The organism is Roseivirga thermotolerans (assembly GCF_014653175.1).
Taxonomy (GTDB): Bacteria; Bacteroidota; Bacteroidia; order Cytophagales; family Cyclobacteriaceae; genus Roseivirga; species Roseivirga thermotolerans.
The window spans coordinates 1335009-1358921 of the sequence record NZ_BNAG01000001.1 but is presented as its reverse complement, the minus strand read 5'-3'; the positions used below and the strand labels follow the sequence as shown (position 1 = coordinate 1358921).

Annotated in this window: 22 protein-coding genes; 17 read left to right on the top strand and 5 right to left on the bottom strand. The window is 43.8% G+C overall.

Translation table 11 applies throughout. The annotated features are described in order from the left end of the window. The 5 genes from IE164_RS05815 to IE164_RS05795 all read left to right on the top strand — a co-directional run bounded on the left by IE164_RS05815 (position 1) and on the right by IE164_RS05795 (position 4015). On the top strand, positions 1-978 hold the full coding sequence (locus tag IE164_RS05815; RefSeq protein ID WP_189629229.1) for an AAA family ATPase: 978 nt from the start codon (positions 1-3) through the stop codon (positions 976-978). Next, the gene (locus IE164_RS05810; protein WP_189629228.1) at positions 978-2309 is read left to right on the top strand and encodes a DUF58 domain-containing protein; all 1332 of its coding nucleotides are present in this window, start codon (positions 978-980) and stop codon (positions 2307-2309) included. The genes IE164_RS05815 and IE164_RS05810 overlap by 1 nt, the downstream gene beginning before the upstream one ends. Continuing rightward, complete coding sequence (locus IE164_RS05805; RefSeq protein ID WP_189629227.1) at positions 2306-2815, top strand: hypothetical protein; 510 nt, start codon at positions 2306-2308, stop codon at positions 2813-2815. Before IE164_RS05810 ends, IE164_RS05805 begins: the two co-directional genes overlap by 4 nt. 3 nt (positions 2816-2818) lie before the next feature. Beyond that, a complete protein-coding gene (locus IE164_RS05800; RefSeq protein WP_189629226.1) occupies positions 2819-3214 on the top strand; it encodes a hypothetical protein in 396 nt (131 codons plus the stop codon). A gap of 297 nt (positions 3215-3511) precedes the next feature. Further along, complete coding sequence (locus tag IE164_RS05795; RefSeq protein WP_189629225.1) at positions 3512-4015, top strand: DinB family protein; 504 nt, start codon at positions 3512-3514, stop codon at positions 4013-4015. A 65-nt stretch (positions 4016-4080) separates the two neighbouring features. Here IE164_RS05795 and IE164_RS05790 read toward each other — a convergent pair whose 3' ends face one another. Beyond that, positions 4081-5268 carry a PHP domain-containing protein gene (locus IE164_RS05790; protein WP_189629224.1) on the bottom strand — a complete coding sequence of 396 codons (1188 nt, stop codon included), beginning with the start codon at positions 5266-5268 and terminating at the stop codon, positions 4081-4083. A gap of 249 nt (positions 5269-5517) precedes the next feature. On the opposite strand from IE164_RS05790, the gene IE164_RS05785 reads away from it, so the two are divergent. The 3 genes from IE164_RS05785 to IE164_RS05775 all read left to right on the top strand — a co-directional run bounded on the left by IE164_RS05785 (position 5518) and on the right by IE164_RS05775 (position 9569). Then, complete coding sequence (locus IE164_RS05785) at positions 5518-7542, top strand: tetratricopeptide repeat-containing sensor histidine kinase (RefSeq protein ID WP_189629223.1); 2025 nt, start codon at positions 5518-5520, stop codon at positions 7540-7542. Then, complete coding sequence (locus IE164_RS05780) at positions 7535-8257, top strand: LytR/AlgR family response regulator transcription factor (RefSeq protein ID WP_189629222.1); 723 nt, start codon at positions 7535-7537, stop codon at positions 8255-8257. The genes IE164_RS05785 and IE164_RS05780 overlap by 8 nt, the downstream gene beginning before the upstream one ends. A 115-nt stretch (positions 8258-8372) precedes the next feature. Beyond that, positions 8373-9569, top strand: coding sequence for a hypothetical protein (locus IE164_RS05775; protein WP_189629221.1), 1197 nt, complete (start codon positions 8373-8375; stop codon positions 9567-9569). A gap of 106 nt (positions 9570-9675) precedes the next feature. Here the strand turns inward: IE164_RS05775 and IE164_RS05770 are convergent, their stop codons facing one another. From IE164_RS05770 to rho, 3 genes are all read right to left on the bottom strand, one after another. Beyond that, complete coding sequence (locus IE164_RS05770; protein ID WP_189629220.1) at positions 9676-10812, bottom strand: formimidoylglutamase; 1137 nt, start codon at positions 10810-10812, stop codon at positions 9676-9678. A 69-nt stretch (positions 10813-10881) separates the two neighbouring features. Continuing rightward, positions 10882-13290 (bottom strand): ABC transporter permease, encoded by a 2409-nt coding sequence (locus IE164_RS05765; RefSeq protein WP_189629219.1) that lies wholly within the window; start codon positions 13288-13290, stop codon positions 10882-10884. A gap of 256 nt (positions 13291-13546) precedes the next feature. Continuing rightward, the gene (gene rho / locus IE164_RS05760) at positions 13547-15151 is read right to left on the bottom strand and encodes a transcription termination factor Rho (RefSeq protein WP_189629218.1); all 1605 of its coding nucleotides are present in this window, start codon (positions 15149-15151) and stop codon (positions 13547-13549) included. A 241-nt stretch (positions 15152-15392) separates the two neighbouring features. Between rho and serS the strand changes: the two genes are divergently transcribed. Then, entirely contained in the window at positions 15393-16664 is a 1272-nt protein-coding gene (gene serS / locus IE164_RS05755) for a serine--tRNA ligase (protein ID WP_189629217.1), read from the top strand. 139 nt (positions 16665-16803) lie between these two features. Then, positions 16804-17265: a GNAT family N-acetyltransferase gene (locus IE164_RS05750; protein WP_189629216.1), complete on the top strand. Its 462-nt coding sequence runs from the start codon at positions 16804-16806 to the stop codon at positions 17263-17265. Here IE164_RS05750 and IE164_RS05745 read toward each other — a convergent pair. Next, the gene (locus tag IE164_RS05745) at positions 17262-17564 is read right to left on the bottom strand and encodes a DUF4286 family protein (RefSeq protein ID WP_189629215.1); all 303 of its coding nucleotides are present in this window, start codon (positions 17562-17564) and stop codon (positions 17262-17264) included. The two genes, IE164_RS05750 and IE164_RS05745, sit on opposite strands and share 4 nt — an antisense overlap. Positions 17565-17639: 75 nt before the next feature. Between IE164_RS05745 and IE164_RS05740 the strand changes: the two genes are divergently transcribed. The 7 genes from IE164_RS05740 (at position 17640) to IE164_RS05710 (ending at position 23911) form a co-directional block, all read left to right on the top strand. Continuing rightward, positions 17640-18290: a carotenoid biosynthesis protein gene (locus IE164_RS05740; protein ID WP_189629214.1), complete on the top strand. Its 651-nt coding sequence runs from the start codon at positions 17640-17642 to the stop codon at positions 18288-18290. Between the two features lie 42 nt (positions 18291-18332). Beyond that, positions 18333-18782: a sterol desaturase family protein gene (locus tag IE164_RS05735; protein ID WP_189629213.1), complete on the top strand. Its 450-nt coding sequence runs from the start codon at positions 18333-18335 to the stop codon at positions 18780-18782. 4 nt (positions 18783-18786) lie between these two features. Next, entirely contained in the window at positions 18787-19689 is a 903-nt protein-coding gene (locus IE164_RS05730) for a MerR family transcriptional regulator (protein ID WP_189629212.1), read from the top strand. 440 nt (positions 19690-20129) lie between these two features. Then, a complete protein-coding gene (locus IE164_RS05725; RefSeq protein WP_189629211.1) occupies positions 20130-20636 on the top strand; it encodes an RNA polymerase sigma factor in 507 nt (168 codons plus the stop codon). A gap of 16 nt (positions 20637-20652) precedes the next feature. After that, a complete protein-coding gene (gene crtID, locus IE164_RS05720; protein WP_189629210.1) occupies positions 20653-22128 on the top strand; it encodes a bifunctional phytoene desaturase/3,4-desaturase in 1476 nt (491 codons plus the stop codon). 32 nt (positions 22129-22160) lie between these two features. Then, positions 22161-22994 carry a phytoene/squalene synthase family protein gene (locus IE164_RS05715; RefSeq protein ID WP_189629209.1) on the top strand — a complete coding sequence of 278 codons (834 nt, stop codon included), beginning with the start codon at positions 22161-22163 and terminating at the stop codon, positions 22992-22994. Positions 22995-23065: 71 nt separating this feature from the next. Next, positions 23066-23911 (top strand): 4-hydroxy-3-methylbut-2-enyl diphosphate reductase, encoded by an 846-nt coding sequence (locus tag IE164_RS05710; protein WP_189629208.1) that lies wholly within the window; start codon positions 23066-23068, stop codon positions 23909-23911. The last annotated feature ends 2 nt before the right edge of the window (positions 23912-23913 follow it).

Sequence of the window (23913 nt, the reverse complement as noted above, 5' to 3'; positions counted from 1 at the left end):
ATGGAGAATCAAGAATCTTTCGAAAGCAGAATAGACCTGGCGCCATTGAAAACCGGAGTGGAGAAAATCCGCGAACAGATAGGCAAAGTCATTGTTGGGCAACAGAAAATGGTCGATCTTATTATTACAGCCATTTTGGCCGATGGTCATATTTTGCTGGAAGGTGTGCCGGGTGTGGCCAAAACTCTGGCCTCCAAACTTGTGGCTCGCTGTATATCGGTAGACTTTTCGAGGGTTCAGTTCACTCCAGACCTCATGCCATCTGATGTGCTCGGCACAAGTGTTTTTAACCTGAAGAGCTCTGAGTTCGAATTTAAGAAAGGCCCTATTTTCTCCAACATAGTGCTCATCGATGAAATTAACCGGGCCCCGGCCAAAACCCAGGCTGCACTTTTTGAGGTAATGGAAGAAAAACAAGTGTCGGTAGATGGTACAACCTATCGTATGGCGGCTCCATATATGGTTTTGGCTACCCAAAACCCCGTAGAACAAGAAGGCACCTATCGCCTGCCTGAAGCTCAGCTCGACAGGTTTCTCTTTAAAATAGAAATTAACTACCCTAACCTGGAAGAGGAAACAGAAATACTTCTAAGGCATGCCAACCGAAAAGGAGATGAGCTAAGCCAAATTGAGCCGGTGCTTAATGCCGAAGAGATCAAAGCCTATCGGCAAACAATTCATCAGATTCTGGTAGATGAGAAACTGCTCTCATACATCGCTCAGATTGTAAATCACACCCGCAACGATCAGTCTATATACTTGGGAGCCTCGCCCCGTGCATCACTCGCACTGCTCAATGGCGCCCGTGCTTTTGCTGCCATCAACGGTCGCGATTTCGTAACCCCTGACGACATTAAGTTTTTGGCGGCTCCTGTGCTTAAGCACCGCATACAACTTACGCCAGAAAAAGAAATGGAAGGCAGTTCGGTAGATGAGGTAATCAATCAGTTGGTGGCCAAAGTAGAAGTACCTCGCTAATGCGCTTGTTCAAGGCTCTATATTTTTCACCCCGCTTTCACACGCTGGCTTTTGTGCTGGTGTTCTCCTATATATTTGCCTACCTTCTTCCCGCGGTGAGTATAATAGCCGACCTGTTGTTATATTTCTCCCTGGCACTCTTAATTATAGATTATTGCTGGCTGTTTCTTACAAAAAAGGGCCTCTCGGCCGAACGCCATTGTGCCGAAAAATTCTCTAACGGAGATGAAAATCAGGTATCTGTTTGGGTGGAAAACCACTACGCCAATCCGGTGGGTATTGCCCTGTACGATGAACTACCTGAGCAGCTGCAAATAAGAGATCAGCAATTTTCTACCACCTTAAAAACCGGAGAAGTTAAGGAGTTTAACTATTCCATAAGGCCCACAAAACGGGGGGAGTATCACTTCGGGAATATCAACCTGTTGGTAAATACGCCTATTGGTTTATTAAAAAGACGCTACATACTGGGTACTGAGAAAACAGTGAGTGTTTATCCATCATTCGTACAAATGCGCAAATACGAGCTTTTGGCTTTGTCTAACCAGCTCCAGGCCTTTGGGGTAAAAAAGATCAGGCGCATTGGAAACAACATGGAGTTTGAGCAAATCAAAAACTATGTTTCGGGAGACGACTACAGAAAGGTGAACTGGAAAGCTACGGCTCGCAAAGCGGCATTAATGGTTAACCAATATCAGGATGAGCGGTCGCAGCAGGTCTATTCGGTGATAGACAAAGGTCGGGTAATGCAAATGCCTTTTGAAGGGCTCAGCTTGCTGGATTATGCCATCAATGCCTCATTGGTAATTTCTAACATTGCCCTCAAAAAAGGAGATAAAGCAGGCATCATCACCTTTCAACACAAGGTGAACTCCATTTTGCCGGCTTCTTCCAGAAACATGCAATTAAACCTTATTCTGGAACACCTCTACAAACAAAAAACAGCCTATAAAGAATCAGATTTTGGGCAACTATATGCCAATATTAAACGGAAGGTCACTCAGCGCAGCCTCATATTGCTCTATACCAATTTTGAGTCGCTATCGGCTTTGCACCGCCAACTTCCCTACCTAAAACGCATTAGACAACATCACCTGCTGGTTTGCATATTTTTCGAAAACACAGAAGTAACCAAGTTGACCAAAAGTAAGGCCAGTGATTTGGAAGAAGTATATACAAAGGGTATTGCCGAACAACTACTTCTGGAAAAACGCCTGATTGCCAAAGAGCTGCAACGGCACGGAATCCACAGCATTCTAACACCACCAGAACAGCTAAGTGTGAATACTATTAATAAGTACCTTGAGCTTAAATCGAGAGGGCTGATATGACCGAGTCTCTGCTTAGCTACTACGAACGTATGTCTGCTGGCGATAGATTTCTATTTCAGACTCAGGGTTTGTGGACCACTATATTCTGGGTATTTGCGGCATTCCGCATCTTTCTGCACATGTGGATTTATAAAAAAGCCCAATCTCCATTTTACCACCCCAATGTCACAGGAACTGACGCTTTAAAACAACGGTATCTAGGCCAGTCTACAGCTGATATTGAAAAGCTAAGAAAGAAGCATCCTGATATAAAAGACCCAACGGTCGATGGAAATCATATGGGTAGAGACCAAGAGTTTTTACTCATTTGCTTTTTTACATTCTGGTGGAACAAAGAGCCGGACGACTCAAAAACACTCTTGAAGTGGAAACACAGAGCCAACATTGCCAACTTCATATTCTTAGCCCTACTCCTGTTTGTCATCCTTCTTTTTTTCTACTTGCAAGAATATAATCTACGCCTCGATAGCTTTAAAAAAGACTGGTTTTACTTATTCTCCAATTAGACTATGAAAGCAAAGCGCCTTATTGGATTAGCTGTTGGCACAATCCTCATTTTAATGATGTGGAAGACTTTTAGCCAAAAAGGAGTAAGCCATCTCGATACAAACTTCAGAGAGGTAGCGCGCTATAGAAACGAGAACAATACCGGCCCTGTCAGGCGTGTGTATGTAGTTGCTGTTAACGACACCAACTGGACAGATCTGGAAGCGTATGGCAACTTTCAGCCACACTCAAAACTCGGCACTACCGAGGTGTTCTTCTTTTTAGAAGGACAAGATGTTCCTACAACACTTAACGGTTCGGCCCCATATTTCAGCTCGTCCTACAACCAGCAGGCGATCGCCCATTATGAAAAAAATCCATCGGGTCTGGTTTCATTCAAGAAGTTCCCTTTTCGGTAATTAAGCTAACCCTTCAGGGTTTTCAGAAAAACCCCTGAGCCTATCAGCCATGCAGCAATGTGCAGTGCTCGACAAGAGAGTTTGATGGAGATAAGAAAAACAATCTTTCACGGGAAGGAGCAATTCAAACCCCAACGGCATTGATCACTATGCCTAAGCCAAAACAGAGGCCTAAGCCTTATTTAATAAATCACTAAAAAAAGTAGCCTTATTAATCTCTACTGACATAGGGCTGTCACAGGAGCCTGTTTACTTGGCACCATCAATTCATTCATACTTTTTTTAAACACTAAAGAAATGGAAACACAACCCCTAACCTCCAAAGAACAAATGTTTGTTTCAACCGATGTAATGCTAAGGCACTGGCAAGGTCACAGAAACCTAACCAGAAGAGTGATAGAAGCCTTTCCGGAAGACAAGCTCTTTTCTCATTCCATTGGTGGAATGCGACCCTTCGCCCATATGGTAATGGAAATGATTGACATTGCTGAGCCTGGCGTGAAAAGCTTAGCCACCGGAAACTGGGAAAAGGTAGAAGAGTTCGACCACACCAAAACAATGCCCCAAACCAAAGAAGGCCTGCTAGAGCGGTGGGATAAGGTAACAGCGCTGATCGACAAAACGTGGCCCACCATAGCTCCTGAACGATTTCAGAAGGTAGAAATCGCTTTTGGTCAGTATGAAAATGCCAACTACGACACGTTATTTTACTTTATCGACAATGAGATACACCACAGGGCTCAGGGCTATGTTTACTTGAGGTCGCTCGGAATTGCGCCACCTTTCTTTTGGGAAAGATAAGGTCAAATACTCCAATTAGTTCAGGTGCCTCTTAAGAGGCACCTGAATAGATAATGCCTTTAACACTACCGGCCCTGTGGTACCACAGGCTGGGTCCAGGCCGTTTCAAAGTCTCCTTCTTCGAAAGGGTTTTCTTTGAGTCGGGAAGACACGATTTTGGTGCGCACAAAGAGCACATCATTAGGAATGGCCAACTGCACTTCCGCTCCTCCCTTAATGGCCAAAACCTCCGCTTTCTTCCTGCCTTTTCTCACCCCAATCAGAGACGTTTTGTAGGTGACTCCTTCTTCTGCTTCAATGGTCAGCGAAATGGTACCCTCTTTTACCCGATAGTTGCTCAGTTTAACTCCGGTAGATGCATAGAATTTACCCTCTTCCATAGCCTCTACAATTGCATTGCCGTTAAGTTCACGGGCCTCAACCATTACCCAACCTCTACCGCTATTGCTAAACTGCGGGCCAAACTGATGGTAGTAGTGGCTATCGTCTGTAGCAATACCATACATTATGGGTTGCCCTCTTTCCAGATAAGCTATGTTAATGGCATCCCACATTTGCTCTGTACTCAGGCGAATTGAATCGCCATAGTTATTTACTGAAGGATGCCCGTTAAACACTTCAAAGAAGCGCTCCCCTTTGAGGGCAATCATATCTTCGAGTGAAATAGCCCAACCAAAATTGGGATGGTTAATATGAGGCATTATTGGCTGACCGGTTGCCTCTCTCTGCTCCAGCACAGCATTGATATTATTTTGCAGCACTTCGGCCACACTATTGCCATGCCTTGGTTCTATCAGGTTCTTTACATTTGTGGCATTCATGTGCAAAGGCTTGCCATTGTAACTATCGGTGATTTCCAGCCCTCGCATAATTAAAAAGTCTTTGTCTTGAAAAAGCGGCAAGTACTCTTCTTCTGTTTTTAGTCTCACCATCAGTCCGGCAGAATCTCTGGAATACTCTACCCAGTCGGTTCCATAAGCCGACAGATAATCATCGAACGCCTGTTGATAGATATGGCTTTTAGGAATCTTCTTCCATTTTTCGCCTTGTTGTAAAATATTATGGTCAGTAAGACTCACAAAATCATAACCATTGGATTTATACCAGTCCAAGACCATCTCAGGAAATGCATCACCATCACTCCAATAGGTATGCGTATGTAAATTTCCTTTAAACCACTTTTGCTCTTCATTTTGGCAAGAGAGTAAGCCAAAGAGTATTAGAGAGGCACAATACTTAAATAAAGTTTTCATTATCAGTATGTTTTGCTTCAGAAAGTTCTAAAAAAATCAGAATCCACATAGGGTATATTCTGTAAAGAGAGTATTAACAATATCTGAAGAGATATACATTCATAGTTGATTGAGTTTACATAAAGCGTTAAAAAACCATTTATTTTAATGACCCAGCGAAAAGCCCTGCCACATACGGTGACCAGGGCTTTTTCATTATCACTGTTATTAGCCAATAAATCTGTACTTTAGATAGGGCATTTTTTAACCATGAGAGCTTCACTCCTGATTATTTTTTTTGGATTTGCAGCAAGCTTTTCTCCAAACCTTTCGGCACAGAGTATTCAACAACTGCGCATCGCCTTCGAAAAGGCTCCCAACGACACCATTAAGCTCAATACCGCCAAGCAACTTTTTGGCCGATATGTCTACTCCAAAGTAGACTCGGCCATTTTTTATGCAGAGCAGGTAATGGCACTGGGTGAAACACTAGCAAACCCAAAACATAAAAGTACGGGAGTCCAATACCTGGGTATAGCCTATACCATAAAAGGAGACTTTGAGCAAGCCGCTAACTACATGCAACAAAACCTAGATTACTATACCCGTATTGGCGACTCACTCAACATGGCATACACACTAAACAACCTGGGGGTTAACTTTCTGTATGCTGAAGACTGGCTTCTGTCCAGTCAAAATTTTTTGCAGTCCGTTCGAATTAAAGAAGATCTGGTGGCTCGGGGAGCTATTGATTCAAAAGAGGTCGACCTGGCTTCCACATTGCTCAATGTGGCCATTACCTACGACAACCAAAGCGATACCTCTCAGGCTGCTAAGTACTTTACCCTGGCTCTCAATGAAGCCCGAATGGTTAAAGACAGCCTCAACGCTGCCAAAGCGCAAAATGGCTTAGGTAATCTGGCTCTCACCCGAAAAAACTATGAACAGGCATTGCTCTATTTTAAAAGTATAGAACCGGTTTTTGCCGGCCAAAACGACTTGTTTTCTCTTGGCAAACTCTACAACAATATGGCTTTGTGCTATGCAGAGTTAAACAACAGGAATGAGCTAATGACTTATGCCAAACGCGCCACAGAAGTGAACAAGGAAATAGGCAACGAGCAATCGGAGGGATTGGCTCTGATGTATTTGGGGCTTGGTTACTTAAAAATGAACCGGTTTGGTGAAGCCATAGAAACTTCTGCCAAAGCACTATCCATTGGGCAGAGGCTAAACACAAAAGCACTAATGGCCGGCAGTTATAAAAACCTCTATGAGGCCTATGCAGCAGTTGGCAACTATACTAAGGCCTATGAATATTCACTGCTATTTCAACAGACAGACAAAGACCTCTACTCTTTGGAAAGAGCAGAGCAAATTGAAAAGCTCAGCGCCCAATATGAAGCAGAAAAGCGAGAAGCTCAGATTCTTCAGCTCAACCAAGAAAAAGCACTTCAAACCCTGGCTTTGGAAAAGGCAAACTCAGAGCACAACCTTCTGCTTGCTCTGCTCGCCAGTGCGCTTATTCTAGCCGCCCTCATTATCTACTTCTATCGAAAAATTGCGCTGAGTAAAAAACAACTGAACCAGGAAAACGCGGAGCTAGAACGGTTGAATAAAACCAAAGACCGATTCTTTGCCATTATTTCGCACGACCTCCGCAGCCATATCAGCGCCTTTCAAAGCTCTGGCCGACTTATGAAACACTATATGGCCGGCAAAGACACTCACAAACTGGAAACTCTGAGTAAGGAACTAGACAAGAGTGCACACAACATCGGTCATTTGTTAGACAACCTGCTGCAATGGTCTATTGATCAGCTACACGGCTATGAACCTAAACCACAGCCGCTTTCGCTCAAAGCGGTAGCCCTTGAACTTATTCAAATCTACGAGCCTCAGGCGTTGGCCAAAGGGCTCTCAATCCATAGCACCATAGATGATAATCATAAAGTGATGGCCGACCGGGGGAGCCTTTTTGTAGTAATGCGCAACCTGCTGGCCAATGCCATTAAGTTTACCGAGCAAGGCCGCATACAGCTTTTTTCAACCATTGAAGAGAACTGGGTGGTTCTAGGTGTTCAAGACTCGGGCATAGGCATACCCGCTCCTATGCAGGCCGAGTTATTCTCCATAAACGAGCAAAAAATAAGAAGGGGAACACAGAATGAGAAGGGAACCGGTTTAGGCTTGCATTTGGCCCATGAGTTTGTACGAATGAATGGGGGTAAAGTAGCCGTAAGATCCGAACCCTATGAGGGAAGCACCTTTTTAGTATATTTAAAACATGCCTGAGGTGACCGTATTTGTGGTAGAAGATGAGCTAATCCATGCCGAAAACACCAAGTTGAGCATAGAAGAAGCAGGCTTTCGGTTAGCTGGTGAGTGCGCTCATGCCGACATGGCCCTTAGCGCCATCGAAAAGGCACATCCCGATGTGGTACTGATGGACATCTCACTACCCGGCAAACACAATGGCATTAGTCTGGCCAAAAAACTGGCCGAGTCAGGAGGCCCGCCTGTTATTTTCACTACATCTTACAACGACACTGAAACCATATCTGAAGCGGCTCAGTCGGCTCCTGTATCTTACCTGGTAAAACCTATTGACACCCACAATCTAAAAGCCGCAATTACCCTGGCACTTAACTCTCGCACCGGCCCGACCGCCTTACCGCAAACCACCGATCAGGAATCGCTTTTTGTAAAATCGGGCAACAAACTACAAAAAGTATGGCTCAAGGATATTCTGTGGCTGGAAGCAGCCGGAGACAATTACTGCAAAATTGTAACCTCTACGCATCAGCTGGTTTCCCGACATACTGTAAAGGCCATGGTCAGAGAGCTCAACTCAAGCTTGTTCATACAAATACACCGTGCTTTTGTAGTGAATCGCAACCACATAGAAAGCATCAATGAAAAGGAACAAACAGTAGTGGTTGGGGGCAATGAAATTCCATTGGGCCGAACCTTTAAAGAGAATCTCTATGCTCAACTAAAGCGATATTAAACTTCGGCTTACTTCAAAGCTTCATTGGCTTACAGAAACCTGTCACTGGCTGACATTTCGAAAACACGCACCATCAAAATGCCCACCTTGGATGCATCATTAAATCCATCCAACCATGAAAAAGACATTCAAATTTCTACTGGCCGGCCTAGTGGCCCTGGCTTTGAGTTGTACCGAAAAAGAAGACATTATTCCTGAAATTCCTGTAGAAGACTTTCCAGCCAACTTCTATGATACCGCTTCCCTAACGACCATTCTGAGAAAAATAACAGATACTATTCCCAGTTGGGAGGTACTGAAACGATTTACGGATAAAGCCGAGAGGCTTCCTCTGCCCTCATTTGAGAAAAGGGCACTCTTCTGGGCCGATCCGGATGGGAAGGAAAACCCTTTCAACGATCCGCAATTCGATTACATGACCAACCTGATGCGCCACCACGCAGAGCTGGTTGAAAATTTTGGAGCTAATGAATCTAGCGCGCTCTTTACCTCAGTTCCTCCATTTGATGGCCCCAACGGTGGCGAAATTGTAGTACCGTATCCGTTAGACATTCTGGATGCTAAACTCAGGGCAACTACCGTGCTTTTCTTACGCGAAAAAGAATTGGGTCTGCCCACCATTCTGGTCAATTTTTATCCTCCTTTCATAGACATGCCTGTATTCAAAACCAAAGCAGAATTCGAAACCTGGTTTGCAGACCGTTACCTCCCTGAAAAAGAGGCCGAAGCCAAAGCTGCAGAACTCATGAAGGCTGAGAAATACATTCCATGGCCCATAGAGTTTGAACTGTTCATTACACAAGTCGGGGGTATTTATGACGATGGATTTTTAGCCGGAGCCACTGAAGATGAAATATTGATCTTTGCCAACGAAGTTAAAGATCGCATACTATCTACCGTAAAGACCCATTATAGAGGCATAGTGGTAGCCCATTTGTACACTAACTATCAGATGACCGAACGAAAATTCTGGAACAGAATGTCATATACAGGTTTCGATGAACTGGAGTTCGCCATATTTCCTCCCTTCGATGCAGAAACTACAAACACCTACATGGATGTGCAGCTGGAAAACTATCAAAAGATTATTGAGAATAGCGGCAATCTGCCCTGGGTAGCCTCTGAGGTAAGCGTTTTTGAGTGGTATGTAGAAGATGGTAAGTTCGAAGAGTACGAGAAAGCCATGTATGAAGCCACCTTTAATAAATTAGAAAATGCCTCCAATCCACCTCGAGGCATATCGGCAGCTGCGGGCTACATGAAAACCGAAGCGGCAAAACAATACCTGAAAGAATACTTCAGCCGTCATTGATCTTTGGTGTAACAGTTGAGGTTTTTGGATTGTCGGCAATCCAAAAAAACAGGCCTCTCCATGGATGGTGGGGAGGCCGCCTTTTGAACTATCTGTATGGTGTGGTTTAAATAAGTTTGCCCTGAGCTTTTATCCAGCGCTCAGGAAAATCGCCATGTGTTGCGGTAGTATAGTCTTCGTATGAACAAGGAATGTAAGCCCTGTCCATAAAGTTTTCACCATAATTCACCAGCATCCACCACTTTTCGGTGAGCTTACTTTTAAAGAAGGTCATGGTATCGTCAGTACCCTCAAAGCTCACCGTGTACTTGGTGTACTGGTCTGAGTTAAATTGGCCTGTATCTTTTCGGTTATAAAAGCCTTCTATAAAGTACCAAATCATGGTACTGATTATGGCTCCCGTAGAATAGTGTTGATCGTCCAGGTCGGGGTTATATTCGGCTATACTTACGGAGCTCATTTTCTCATTCATGCCGGCATACCACATCAGCTGGCAGGCCTCTTCACCGGTAAGGCCAAAGGGTTGTGCGGCTGCGTTGCCTGTAGCATCGGCCGCCCTAATGGCCGTAATATCGAAAGTCATCATATTGGCCATGCGCACAATGGGTTCTGCATGTGCGAATTTTTCGCGTAGCTCGCCCAGTCTCAAGGCCTCAAAATAGAGTTTATCTAAGGCCGTTAAGGCTCCTGCCTCCACCAGATAGCTTTGGTGTGCCAAGTGATTGTAGCTAAACATAAAGTTGGGCTGATGGGTAATTAGCCGTGAAAGAAAGGTCTCGTTAGCATCGCCTTCCTCTTCCACATCCAGCTTGGCGTCTACGTTGAGTACCGATATTAGATCCTTCTTACTTTCGTAGGCCAGGTACTGCGGCAGAGCAAAATCATGGGTACCTCCTATAATTATAGGAATCACTTTAGCGGCCAGCAAATGTTCACAAACCTCGCGCAGTCGTTCGGCCGTGTCTTCATGATTTTCTCCATTCTGAAGATTCCCCAGATCGGCCAACCTGTAGGTATTGCTGCTTCGCTTTAGCCGGTAAAACTTTTCTCTAATCCGATCGGCTGCACTGCTAACTCCCACGTTTACCCGAGTACCTCGATTGTCGGTGAGGCCCACAATGGCAATGTCTGTTTTGGTAATATCTAAGCCAGGGTCATTTAGCTGCTTAATGCTATTGCCCAGTGCAGACTCATGCAAACCATTAATTTCTGGAGGGGCTTTAAAGAAGAGTTGTAGGTTCATAGGCTCTGTTGAAATCCAAAATTAAAGATATAGGATTTCAACTGACAATACCTCACAGAAACCTTCTCCTTATTCGTACCTCAATGATTTTATGGGGTTGGCTCTTGCAGCCCTGATGGACTGATAGCTAATGGTGAGCAAGGTGATTAGTAACGCAAAAACCAAGCTAATTATAAAAGCGATTGCTCCTATCGAAATACGTTCGGCAAAACCCGCCAACCAGTTATCCATAGCAAAATAGGCCAATGGCGAGGCCAGTACAAAGGCTATTACTACCAGCTTTATAAATGCCCCTGATAGCAGTGCCACAATTCCGGCCACGGTAGCTCCCAACACTTTTCGAACACCAATCTCCTTCATCTTTTGCTCGGCAGTGTAGGAAGCCAAACCATAGAGCCCCATGCAGGCAATCCATATGGCCACAAAAGAGAAAACAGTAAATATGCGACTGAAATTGGCTTCCGCCTTATATTGCTCATCAAAATCCTGATCAAGAAAATAGTATTCAAAAATCCGGTCTGGCATTATTTCATTAAACCTGGCCTCAATTTCATTTACCACCTGACCAAACCCATCGGTGGCTACATTTACCGACAGATAACCGGGTGTTCGGTCGGCCAGCATTACCATTATAAAAGGTTCCACCTCTTGCTGAACTGACATGAAGTAAAAGTCTCTAACAACTCCAATTACCCTACCTTGGCGGTTCTGCCAGCGCAAAGGTTTGCCCAGGGCGGCTTGAGGCGAGTCGAAGCCTAGCCGTTTTACCCCTGACTCATTGAGAATGAACCCTTCCGTTTCATCGCTGGGAAAGGATCGATCGAAGCCCCTGCCTGCGGCCATTTTCAGACCGTACAGGTCAATGAAATCATAGTCAACCGCCAAAAAGCGCATGTCGCTCCATTCGGCATTATTGTCCCACCCCAGTCTCACAACATTGTTACCAAGCTCTACACCGGGCACATTGCTAGACAGGGCAGTGCCCTTTACCGCAGCCGTTTGTTTTAGCTCATCGCGCAACACAGCAAATTTCTCAGCTGTACCCTGTCCAAAACGAGTAGGTAGGTATATCATTCGCTCCTTTTGAAAACCCAGTTCCAATTGACGCATGTATTGTAATTGGTTAAAAACCACATAGGTAGAAATAATGAGCGCAATAGAGATTACGAACTGAAAGACTACCAAAAATTTTCTGAGCATTGCCCCTTTTGAAGAATTCTGAAAGCTTCCTTTGAGCGTTTCAACAGGCTTGAAAGAAGAAAGCACCAGAGCAGGATAACTACCGGCCAGCAAACCCACAAGCATGGTGATGCCCAGAAGAATTACTGCCGGCCCCGGATCTGACAGTGGATTGAAAACAAGCTGTTTATTAGTAAAATCGTTGAGCAAGGGTAAAGCCAAAAGTATAAGAGCCACCGAAAGCACCATAGCCAGAAAAGAAAGCACCACCGACTCATTCAAAAACTGAACAATCAAATGCTTCTTATAGGCTCCCACCACCTTTCGTACTCCCACTTCTTTGGCTCTTTTTACCGAACGCGCGGTGGCAAGGTTCATAAAATTAATGCAGGCAATAAGCAGTATGAACAGACCAATGAGGGCGAATATCCTCACATTGTTCATGTTGCCTCCCGGAGCAAACTCTGCCCTAAAACTGCTCTTCAGGTGAATATCCTTCAGCGGCATTAGATAGTACTCTTGCCTATAGCCCGAACTCTCTTCCTGATCCAGTATATACTTGGCAGAAATGCGTTTTATTTTATTCTCCAAATCCTCAGGGTCTGTCCCTTTTTGGGTTTCCAAATACACATAAGTGCTAAAATTCCACCAGTTGTTTTCAGAGGTTCTATTGGTAGCTCTTAGAGTTTCAAAAGAGGCTAGCACATGGAACTTTAGATGAGAGTTGTGAGGAATTGGAGCCAAAATACCTTTAACTGTAAGTTGGGTGTTAAAGTCGGGGAGGCTCAACACCTTGCCCATAGGATCGGTACTGCCAAAATACTTCTGGGCTATGTGCTCTGAGATCACTACCGTAAAGGGTTCATTGAGAGCCGTGCGAGAATCGCCCTTTAACAAAGGAAAATCGAAAACGCTGAATACAGCAGAGTCGGCATATACTACCTCTTCGTAGAACCGCTCCACACCTTCCGGCCGCTCAACCACCACATTCTGGCTCTTTCTAAATCTTACTGCTTTTAACACTTCCGGGTAATCTTTGACAAAATACTGCGGCACCCAGTCTGACATAACCGCCCACTTTTCCGTACCTCCATTGTTGGGAAGTGAGTATTCACAGGCAACCCGGAAAATACGGTCTGCTTTGGTATGTTGGCTATCAAAAGTCAGTTCATCCTGCACATAGAGGTATATGAGAAATGAACAGGTAATACCAATGGTTAGCCCAAAAATATTTAAGAAAGAGTAGGCCCTGTTCTTAAGCAGTGACCTGAAAGCAATTTTTAGGTAGTTTGTAAGCATACGGCTCCGGGTTTGAGAGAAACGTATGCTTAAAAGACTGGCGAAGGGTGAATTCGTTACACTACGAACTAAAAGAATGGATATTAAAACCTTGAACCACCGTAGCTCAAAGCCACTTCCAGCACGGTAGTGAAAAAAGAAAGCTGTCTAAAAGATTTCTCATTATTTACTCCAGAGATTCTGGTTAGTCTCCATTACTTAGGGAGTAAATGAGAAGTGCCTTCCAGACAGCTTCGTGTATTTCGAATTATTTATCTTATCCGTTCATTGAAATCAGGAACTCGTTGTTGTCGCGAGTACCTTTCATTCTGTCGAGCAAGAACTCCATGGCTTCTACAGAGTTCATGTCGGCCATAAACTTGCGAAGTATCCATACGCGTTGCAATTCTTCTTTGCTCATAAGCAGATCTTCTCTTCTGGTACCCGATGCCGGAACATCGATAGCCGGGTATACTCGTTTGTTCGCCAGTTTTCTATCGAGCTGAAGTTCCATGTTACCGGTACCCTTGAATTCTTCAAAGATCACCTCATCCATTTTTGAACCAGTCTCAATAAGTGCAGTGGCTATGATAGATAGCGAGCCACCATTTTCTACATTTCTGGCTGCTCCGAAGAAACGCTTAGGCTTGTGCAATGCGTTGGCATCTACACCACCGGAAAGAATTTTTCCTGAAGAAGGCACCACAGTATTGTAAGCACGAGCCAGGCGGGTAATGGAGTCGAGTAGAATAACTACATCATGTCCACACTCTACCATACGCTTAGCCTTTTCCAGTACTATGTTCGACACCTTCACGTGTCTCTCGGCCTGCTCATCGAAAGTAGAAGATATTACCTCTGCTTTCACGCTTCTGGCCATATCTGTTACTTCTTCCGGACGCTCATCAATAAGCAAAATAATGAGGTAGCACTCCGGGTGATTTTCTGCTATAGCATTGGCTATCTCCTTCAGCAATACGGTTTTACCCGTTTTGGGCTGAGCCACAATCATTCCCCTTTGTCCTTTACCAATTGGAGCAAACATGTCCAAAATACGGGTAGACATAAGGCTTGGCTTGGTGCTCAACTTAAGCTGTTCTTCAGGGAAAAGTGGAGTCAGGTATTCAAACGGTACTCTGTCTCTGATTTCCTCTGTGGTTTTTCCGTTTACAGACTCAACACGCAGTAAGGCAAAATACTTTTCACCTTCTTTTGGTGGTCTAATCTGTCCTTTCACCGTATCACCGGTTTTCAGGCCAAACAGCTTAATTTGGGAAGGAGAAACATAAATATCATCCGGGCTGGCCAGGTAGTTATAATCTGAAGACCTGAGGAAACCGTAGCCATCCTGCATCATTTCAAGTACACCTTCATTTTCAATCAGGCCATCAAAATCTTTAATGTTTTGATTGTACTCTTGCTTTTTGCGCTTGTTTTCTTTTTTCTCCGAACGTTCCGTTTTTTCGTTCTGCTCGGTTTTCTCTGCTTTTTCAGGCTGGTTTTCAGCACTCTTCTCTTTCGAAACCTCTTTCTTTTCCTCGGTAGGAGCTTCCTCTTTCGGGTTGCTGGCTGCGGCAGTATCCGTCACATTTTCTCTGCGTGGCCTTCTGCCAGACTTGTTGTCCGACTTGGGTCGCCTTTCGCGCGGCTCTGGTTTAGATTCCTTTTCTTGTGTGGTTTTCTCATCTTTAGGGGAGTCGGCTCCGGTGTCGGAGTCTGCCTTCTTGGGCAGTTTTTCGTCTGGTGTAATCGCCTGCTGATCGAGGATAGCGTAGATGAGATCTTGCTTGTTCAGCTTTTTGAAGTTCTTTACACCAAGATTTTCAGCAATTTCTTTCAGCTCTGAAAGAAGTCTGAGCTTCAGTTCTTCGATGTTATACATAAATGAATTTATTGGGAACCCTCGAATCTGAGGATTTTAAAAATGATTTCGGTTAAATGATTTGTAGTTAGAGATGATTGTTGGAAAGCATCCGATCATCTAAGGACAACGCAATATTAGACCAAACATTTAAACTCTCAAAATTTAGCCATTGTTTTTATTCGTTTTGCAGCTTTTATGGCCGTTTTTGGGCTTTTTATTCAGGCGAAATAGATAATTTAGCGCCCAAATTCAAAAACTAATGCTTCAGGTAAATAACATTCTTGCTGAAAAAGAGAAATATGTGGCCGGCCTTAAGAAAAGGAACATCAATAACGCCACAGCCTTGTTGAACGAAGTGATTCAGTTAGACGAATCGCGCAAAAAGACACAGCAGGAATTAGACTCCAATTTGGCCGAAGCCAATACCATAGCCAAACAAATTGGGGCGCTTATGAAGCAAGGCAGAAAAGAAGAAGCAGAACAAATAAAAACACGTACTGCAGAACTCAAGCAACTGAACAAAGAACTTGCCGATCGGCTGAATGAAATTCAGTCGGAACTCACTCATAAGTTGTACAACATTCCAAACGTACCGCACGAATCGGTTCCTGCCGGTACTTCGGCCGATGACAATGAAGAGATTAAAAAGGCAGGCGAAATTCCGCAATTGCACGGACAGGCAGTCCCCCATTGGGATCTCATTAAAAAATACGACATCATAGACTTTGACCTGGGGGTAAAAATTGCCGGTGCGGGTTTTCCTGTATACAAGGGCAAGGGTGCCCGTTTACAAAGAGCCCTGGTCAATTATTTTCTCGATGAAGCTGTAAAAGCAGGCTATGCCGAAGTGCAACCACCCATAGTGGTAAATGAAGCCAGCGGATACGGCACCGGCCAGTTGCCCGACAAAGAAGGACAGATGTATCATGTACAGGCCGAAAACCTATATCTGATTCCAACGGCAGAAGTGCCCATTACCAACCTTTACCGCGATGTGATTTTAAACGAAAGCGAATTACCGGTGAAGAACGTTGGTTTTACACCCTGCTTTAGGCGAGAAGCCGGTAGCTGGGGGGCACATGTAAGGGGCTTGAACCGGCTACACCAGTTCGACAAGGTAGAAATTGTTCAGATTAGAAAACCTGAGGAGTCTTATCAGGCGCTGAACGAAATGTGTGCACATGTAGAGCACCTACTGAATAGCCTCAACCTGCCCTACCGAATTCTGAAACTTTGTGGAGGCGATATGGGCTTTACCTCTGCTCTAACATATGACTTTGAGGTATACTCAGCCGCTCAGGAAAAATGGTTGGAAGTTAGCTCTGTGTCTAACTTTGAAACTTATCAGGCCAACCGTCTTAAACTGCGCTACAAAGACGAAAACAAAAAGTCGATTCTTTTGCACACCTTAAATGGTAGTGCCATGGCTCTGCCGAGAATTATGGCAGCCATTTTGGAAAATAACCAAGATGAAAATGGCATCGCCATTCCGGAGGTTCTGCATATGTACACCGGTTTCGAACGAATTTAATGACACCATAAAAACTCATGAAAAGCAGGTCTTTATATATAAGGACCTGCTTTTTTATACCCTCCCACTTGCAAAGCCTCGTCAACCCTAAAGAGTCGTTTGGCTAGGAGGCCTCAAACTCATGGCTTAACTTGCCTCTATGAAAATTCGAAAAGGTGTAAAATCAGACCTGCCGTCTGTACTTGAGCTCATAAAAGAACTAGCCGTTTATGAAAAGGCGCTTCATGAAGTAGAAATAACCCTTGAACAACTGGAAGAAGACGGGTTTGGAGAAGAGCCGGTTTTCCAATTTTTAGTGGCAACGGAAAATGAACAAATTGTGGGCCTGGCACTTTACTACTTTCGTTATTCTACCTGGAAGGGCAAAGCCATATACCTGGAAGATCTGGTGGTTAAAGAATCGCACCGTGGAAAGGGCTATGGTCAAAAGCTTCTCGATGCCATTGTGGAAGAAGCTCGACAAACCGGATCGAAGCAAGTCAGGTGGCAAGTGCTGGACTGGAACGAACCAGCCATTAACTTCTACAAAAAGCTAGGCGCTCACTTAGACGGTGAGTGGATTAACTGCACGCTAACTGCCAAACAAATAGCCAACTATTAAACCGTTTCGAGCAAGGTTCTAAAGGCCGCAAACTGATTAGGGAACTGTAAGTGATGCTTCTGCTGAAGTTCAGGGGCAAACATTGACAGATACATCTGTACGTTGTTCATATGCTCAGCAAAGTATTGAATACTGTAAGAAGAAGATTCCGGATCGTCCGTATTGAGCACCTTAAAGAACTTATGATCTAAAAACTGGTTGGTAGCCAGCACTTCCGGTATGTGAATGTCTTTCATCCATTTTACCCACTCCTTCTCCACTTTTTTATCGATCGCTACTGTAACGTTATATAGAATCATTTTTTGTCCTTTGGCCTCAAAATTAACCTTTATTTTTGAGCAAACATTTTTTAAGCCAACCGAGTTTCTCTCCCTATGCTTGCCAAGATAGACCAACTTCCTTTTGTCAATCAAAAAAATGCCTTGTGGCTTTTGGTGGCCATGCACCTGGCCGGTGCAGTAGGACTATACTTTCAAGGCACACAATCGCTTTTCCAGAGCCTTACCCCTTTCAATCTGCTGGCTACGGCTGCCATTGTGCTCCACTTCGAAGAACAAAAGAAAAGGGGCTACTTCCTGTTCATAATTCTCACCTTTGGAATTGGCTTTTTTGCCGAGGTTGTGGGCGTAAAAACAGGCCTATTATTCGGCCACTACACATACGGAAACACTCTGGGCTGGAAATTGCTGGACGTTCCTCTTGCCATTGGATTAAACTGGGTGGTACTGGTATACTGTGCAGGCATGCTGTCCAAAAAGCTCACCAAGTCGCTGCATGTGGCGGCACTGCTCGGAGCCCTTATAATGACTCTGCTAGACCTACTCATAGAACCTGTGGCCATTACCTACGACTTCTGGCAATGGAAAGGCAGCGAAATTCCAATGACCAACTACGTGGGCTGGTTTGTGCTGAGCCTTGGGCTTCAATACCTCTTTAATTTTCTTGCTCCCCGGTCAAACAATCCTCTGGCTATTAAGCTTTTATTTATACTAGCCGGTTTCTTTGCCGTGCTCAATTTAATTTGAAGGGTTTAAAACAATTGATAATACATAGAGTTTGAAAAGCAAATGTGGAACGCAGTTCTATGGACATTAATGGGTTTTTGTTTGATGGAAGCCTTTTCATGGGTAATTCATAAATATTTGATGCACGGTGTACTTTGGAATATTCACAAAACTCACCACACCCATGGCAAAGGATTCTTTGAACTCAACGATGTGTTTACTTGCATCTTCGGAGGTACGGCCATTGCGCTCATTCTTCTGGGAGTAGAACAGCTAGACTATCGTTTTTGGATTGGCTGCGGTATTAGTCTTTATGGAATGTCGTACTTTTTGCTTCACGATGTACTTATACATCGAAGGTTAAAATGGTTCGACAAACCCAAAAACAAATACCTCAAAGCTATAGCAGAAGCCCATAAGGCCCATCATCAAACACAGAAAGAAAATGCTGTGTCTTTCGGCTTATTTGTCGTGCCGAGAAGGTTTTTGAAGGAAGAAGGAAATAAAGAGTAGGGGATTGGCAAATTATTCGATTAAAGATTTAGAACACCTTTCGGGAATTAAAGCGCATACGCTCAGAATTTGGGAGCAACGATATGGGCTCATCAACCCGAAAAGAACAGATACAAATATCAGATTTTACGATCAGGACGATCTGAAATTGATATTGAACGTGTCTTTGTTGAAAGATAACGGATTCAAAATTTCCAAAATCGCTCAAATGAGCAAAGAGGAGATGCATGAAACCGTTTTGGAAATTGCCGACAAGGCCACCAGTTTTGCCGATCAGATTTATGGCCTCACTCTGGCCATGATAGACCTTGACGAACAACGGTTCGAAAAAATAATTTCATCCAATACACTTAAAATTGGTTTTGAGCGCACCATGCTCAATATAATTTATCCATTCCTCACCAAAATAGGAATCATGTGGATCACCGATTCCATCAACCCGGCTCAAGAGCACTTTATTTCTAATCTCATTCGGCAAAAAGTAATCGTAGCCATAGACGGGCAATACGAAACCTATGATGAAGAAGCCAAGAAGTATATGCTCTTTCTGCCCGAAGGCGAACTGCATGAACTAAGTCTTTTGTTTGCCAACTACCTTATTCGTGCTCGAGGCAATCGCGTGGTCTACCTTGGTCAAAATATGCCTTTCCAAGATTTACAAGTGGCCTTCAACGCCTATAAACCTGACTACCTTCTCACCATTATGACCACCAAAGACCGAAACATTTCTACGGAAGAATACCTGGCCAATCTGGCCGATAATTTTTCGGATACCCCCATATTGGTGGCCGGCAGCCAGGTAATTGGACAAGATTTGGAATTGAAAGAAAATATTGTTCAGATAGCCAACCCCAATCATTTGCTTGAATTCATAGAAGAGCAGCAGGGACACTCAGTTAGCCGATAGTTTCTCCAATATTTTTAGAGGGTTAGCTAGTTAAATCGTATAACATACGTTTAGACATTATTTGTGTCTTCACAAACGGCTCTTATAAGACGCTCTTAAGTCAAAGCTTGTAACTCATGTTGTTGGTTTACTTCTATAAGATAGATACCACCCCTTTGGTAAAAGTTTTGAGTTACCTCAATCTCTAACACTTCCCTACACCGTATATAAACTGTGGCACTCAGGATGTAAAGTGCGGCTTACGGCATTCTAAAAATATTTATATGTACATACCCTTAAACACAAAGTGTTTAATGATTCATGGCAATACTGAACCAAATTTTAATCAAAACGAGTGTAACGTATTTTTTTGTTTAACGTTTGAAATAAATATTTCCACAAAATATACTTGACTTTTGTTTAACGTTTTACAATATTTGTTCAACATTAAAGCAAACACTATGACTGCTCTGGAATATAGTTACACCATTACGCAAATGACCAAGTCCTTAAAACCATTTGCACTAAAGCTCACAAAGGATTCTGAAGATGCGAACGACTTGCTTCAGGAAACACTCATGAAGGCCTACAAGAACAGGGAGAAATTTTCTGAAGGCACCAATCTGAAGGCATGGTTATATACCATCATGAAAAACACCTTTATTACCAATTACCAACGAATGGTAAGAAGAGGCACCTTTATTGACACTACCGACAATCTTCATTTTATTAACTCTAGCAATACTAAAATTGAAAATGGAGCCTACGGAAATTTTGCACTGAAAGACATTAACCATGCGATAGATTCGCTGGACGATGTGTATAAAACTCCTTTTATGATGTATTTCAGAGGGTTTAAGTATCATGAGATTGCCGATAGACTCGAAATTCCTATTGGTACGGTAAAGAATAGAATTCATATTGCCAGAAAGCAATTGAAAGAAAAACTTAGAACATATAGAGGCTAGTGCTAGTTTAGCCTAAATGAATCGGAAAAAGGCACTGGTTATAGGTTCTGGTTTTGCCGGACTGTCTGCCGCCATTAATCTGGCCGACAAAGGTTTTAGTGTTACTATTCTAGAAAAAAATAACTCCATTGGAGGAAGAGCCCGACAATTTACCGAGTCGGGCTTTACTTTTGATATGGGCCCCAGTTGGTACTGGATGCCCGATGTGTTCGAGTCCTTCTTCAATCGGTTTGGCAAGTCAGTTTCCGATTATTACGAGCTGATAAGACTCGACCCTTCCTACCAGGTAATTTACGAAGGTGGTCAAGCCATGCCTATACCTGCAAAAATGGACGCGCTTAAAAAATTGTTCGACTCTCTGGAAGAAGGTGCGGGAGATCGGCTGGAAGCATTTCTGAGGCAGGCAGCCTATAAGTACGAAGTGGGAATTAACCAACTGGTATACAAACCGGGCCGATCGTTGAAAGAATTTGCCAGCTTGAAACTACTTTTTGATGTGGTAAGAATGGATGTGTTTCAGTCCATGGCCCGGCATGTCAGAAAATACTTTAAGCATCCAAAGTTGGTTCAGCTTATGGAGTTTCCGGTACTCTTCTTAGGTGCTTTACCGCAAAATACTCCAGCGCTCTACAGCCTGATGAACTATGCCGACATGGCCTTAGGCACATGGTACCCAAAAGGTGGTATGTATAAGATTGTGGAAGCCCTGGGCAGCTTAGCCTCCGAACTTGGTGTTGAAATAAAAACCGATTATGAGGTGACCTCCATTGTTAGTCACGGACAAAAAATAACTCATGTAGAAACCAACAAAGGTAATTTTCAGGCAGACGTGGTTGTTGCCGGGGCAGACTATCACCATGTAGATACTCAACTGCTCAACGATTCCACAAGAAATTACTCCGATAAGTACTGGGACAAGCGTGTTCTCGCTCCATCCTCTTTACTCTACTATGTTGGGCTCGACAAAAAGCTCGAAGGGCTTTTGCACCACAACCTTTTTTTCGATACGGATTTCTCTCCCCACGCCCATCACATATACACCAACCCACAGTGGCCAGAAAAACCACTGTTCTATGCTTCGGTTACTTCTAAAACCGATGAAACCGTTGCCCCGGAAGGCTGTGAAAACTTGTTTCTCCTTATTCCCGTAGCCCCCGGGCTGCAAGACACCGACACCATAAGGGAGCACTATTTTGAACTAATCCTGAAACGAATGGAAGACTACTGTGGCCAAACCTTAGCCGAGCACATCGTTTATAAGAGGAGCTTTGCCCATACCGACTTTGTAAACGACTACCACTCCTTCAAAGGCAATGCTTATGGACTGGCCAATACGTTGCGGCAGACAGCCATATTAAAACCGGCACTCAAAAATAAACACCTCAAGAATCTTTACTACACCGGTCAGCTAACAGTACCCGGTCCCGGAGTACCTCCCAGCCTGATTTCAGGAATTGTAGTAGCCAATGAGGTGGCCAAAGATTTTTCATAAACCTCTTACCTCATATTTAGTTATCTTTAATTATGGAGCTATTTGATCAAACCACACTGGAGTGCAGCAAGCTGATTACTCAGCGCTACAGCACTTCGTTTACCCTGGGCATTAGAACCCTGCACAAAAAGCTCCACTTTCCTATTTATGCCATTTATGGCTTTGTGAGGTATGCCGATGAAATAGTGGATACTTTTCACTCTAAAGATAAACTGGCCCTACTAGATAAATTCGAGCATGATACCTTTGAGGCCATTTCTGAAAAGATAAGTCTAAACCCAGTGTTACATGCCTTTCAGCTGGTTGTGAACCAATACCAAATAGACCATCAGCTCATTAAAGCCTTTTTGCATTCTATGCGCCTGGATCTTAGCGAAACAAGTTACAATCAGGAAGGCTACGAAGAATACATTTATGGTTCTGCCGAAGTAGTTGGACTCATGTGTCTGAAAGTATTCTGCAATGGCAACAATCACCTGTATGAGGAGTTGGTACCCCCCGCCAAAAAATTGGGAGCAGCATTTCAGAAGGTTAATTTTATTCGCGACATCAAAAGCGACTATGAAGAACGTGGTCGCGTTTACTTTCCGGGAGTCAACTTTAACGACTTTAGCCTATCGGCCAAAGAAGCCATAGAAGCAGACATTCAACACGATTTTGACGAAGCGCTGGCGGGAATCAGAAAGCTACCCGCAGAAGCAAGGCTTGGGGTTTACCTGGCCTATAGATATTACCTTAAACTCTTCAAGAAAATAAAAGCCTGTCCTCCGCAGCGCATTAAGGAAGAGCGAATTCGCATACCCGACACCCGCAAGCTTACCATGCTACTGGGCATATATTTCAGGCACCGCATTCACGCCATCTAGGCCCTACAAAAAAATCTTTCTTAAGCACCCCACATTTTCAAACATAAGAACCCCTTCTAAGTTTATGTATTATGTTCAACCTCAGCGTGGATATAGACATTAATTCCGGCTTCTGCTTTGGGGTAGTGTATGCCATAGAAATGGCCGAAGAAATTCTGGATGAAGAAGGTCAACTCTACTGCCTGGGCGACATTGTTCATAACGATGAAGAGGTAAAACGATTAGAGCAAAAGGGACTTCGGATTATTGACCATACGCAGCTATTATCGTTGCGAAATGCCAAAGTACTTATCCGCGCTCACGGAGAACCCCCAAGCACTTACCAACTGGCCATGCAAAACAATCTTGAGCTCATCGATGCATCGTGCCCGGTAGTACTCAAACTTCAAAACCGAATTAAAACCAGCTACGACAAGGAGGAAAAAATTTATATCTACGGTAAGCATGGTCATGCTGAAGTAGTAGGGCTTCTAGGCCAGACCAACAACGAGGCAGTGGTTTTTCAAGACCTGGAAGAACTAGACTTAGCAGCACTCCCGAAGGAGATTACCCTCTATTCTCAGACCACTAAAAGTACCCATAAGTTTTACGAGATAAATCAGGTGCTTGAAACCAATGGTATAGCCGTGAAATCCAACGACACCATTTGCCGGCAGGTTTCTAACCGCGACAAAGAGCTACGGGAGTTTGCCAAAAAATTCGATGTAATTGTATTTGTGAGTGGCACCAAATCTTCCAACGGAAAGGTTTTGTATAAGATATGTGCCGAGCAAAACCAGCGTACCCACTTTGTATCGTCAATAAGCGATGTAAAAACCGAGTGGTTTGCTCAAAACGAGACTGTAGGAATTTGCGGAGCCACCTCTACCCCCATGTGGCTTATGGAAGAGGTTAAAAACCACTTAGAAAAGCTATAATT

Excerpts from the sequence above, each read along its gene's own strand:
- IE164_RS05815 (WP_189629229.1), top strand. The coding sequence starts at position 1 with ATGGAGAATCAAGAATCTTTCGAAAGCAGAATAGACCTGGCGCCATTG.
- IE164_RS05810 (WP_189629228.1), top strand. The coding sequence starts at position 978 with ATGCGCTTGTTCAAGGCTCTATATTTTTCACCCCGCTTTCACACGCTG.
- IE164_RS05805 (WP_189629227.1), top strand. The coding sequence starts at position 2,306 with ATGACCGAGTCTCTGCTTAGCTACTACGAACGTATGTCTGCTGGCGAT.
- IE164_RS05800 (WP_189629226.1), top strand. The coding sequence starts at position 2,819 with ATGAAAGCAAAGCGCCTTATTGGATTAGCTGTTGGCACAATCCTCATT.
- IE164_RS05795 (WP_189629225.1), top strand. The coding sequence starts at position 3,512 with ATGGAAACACAACCCCTAACCTCCAAAGAACAAATGTTTGTTTCAACC.
- IE164_RS05790 (WP_189629224.1), bottom strand. The coding sequence starts at position 5,268 with ATGAAAACTTTATTTAAGTATTGTGCCTCTCTAATACTCTTTGGCTTA.
- IE164_RS05785 (WP_189629223.1), top strand. The coding sequence starts at position 5,518 with ATGAGAGCTTCACTCCTGATTATTTTTTTTGGATTTGCAGCAAGCTTT.
- IE164_RS05780 (WP_189629222.1), top strand. The coding sequence starts at position 7,535 with ATGCCTGAGGTGACCGTATTTGTGGTAGAAGATGAGCTAATCCATGCC.
- IE164_RS05775 (WP_189629221.1), top strand. The coding sequence starts at position 8,373 with ATGAAAAAGACATTCAAATTTCTACTGGCCGGCCTAGTGGCCCTGGCT.
- IE164_RS05770 (WP_189629220.1), bottom strand. The coding sequence starts at position 10,812 with ATGAACCTACAACTCTTCTTTAAAGCCCCTCCAGAAATTAATGGTTTG.
- IE164_RS05765 (WP_189629219.1), bottom strand. The coding sequence starts at position 13,290 with ATGCTTACAAACTACCTAAAAATTGCTTTCAGGTCACTGCTTAAGAAC.
- rho (WP_189629218.1), bottom strand. The coding sequence starts at position 15,151 with ATGTATAACATCGAAGAACTGAAGCTCAGACTTCTTTCAGAGCTGAAA.
- serS (WP_189629217.1), top strand. The coding sequence starts at position 15,393 with ATGCTTCAGGTAAATAACATTCTTGCTGAAAAAGAGAAATATGTGGCC.
- IE164_RS05750 (WP_189629216.1), top strand. The coding sequence starts at position 16,804 with ATGAAAATTCGAAAAGGTGTAAAATCAGACCTGCCGTCTGTACTTGAG.
- IE164_RS05745 (WP_189629215.1), bottom strand. The coding sequence starts at position 17,564 with ATGATTCTATATAACGTTACAGTAGCGATCGATAAAAAAGTGGAGAAG.
- IE164_RS05740 (WP_189629214.1), top strand. The coding sequence starts at position 17,640 with ATGCTTGCCAAGATAGACCAACTTCCTTTTGTCAATCAAAAAAATGCC.
- IE164_RS05735 (WP_189629213.1), top strand. The coding sequence starts at position 18,333 with ATGTGGAACGCAGTTCTATGGACATTAATGGGTTTTTGTTTGATGGAA.
- IE164_RS05725 (WP_189629211.1), top strand. The coding sequence starts at position 20,130 with ATGACTGCTCTGGAATATAGTTACACCATTACGCAAATGACCAAGTCC.
- crtID (WP_189629210.1), top strand. The coding sequence starts at position 20,653 with ATGAATCGGAAAAAGGCACTGGTTATAGGTTCTGGTTTTGCCGGACTG.
- IE164_RS05715 (WP_189629209.1), top strand. The coding sequence starts at position 22,161 with ATGGAGCTATTTGATCAAACCACACTGGAGTGCAGCAAGCTGATTACT.
- IE164_RS05710 (WP_189629208.1), top strand. The coding sequence starts at position 23,066 with ATGTTCAACCTCAGCGTGGATATAGACATTAATTCCGGCTTCTGCTTT.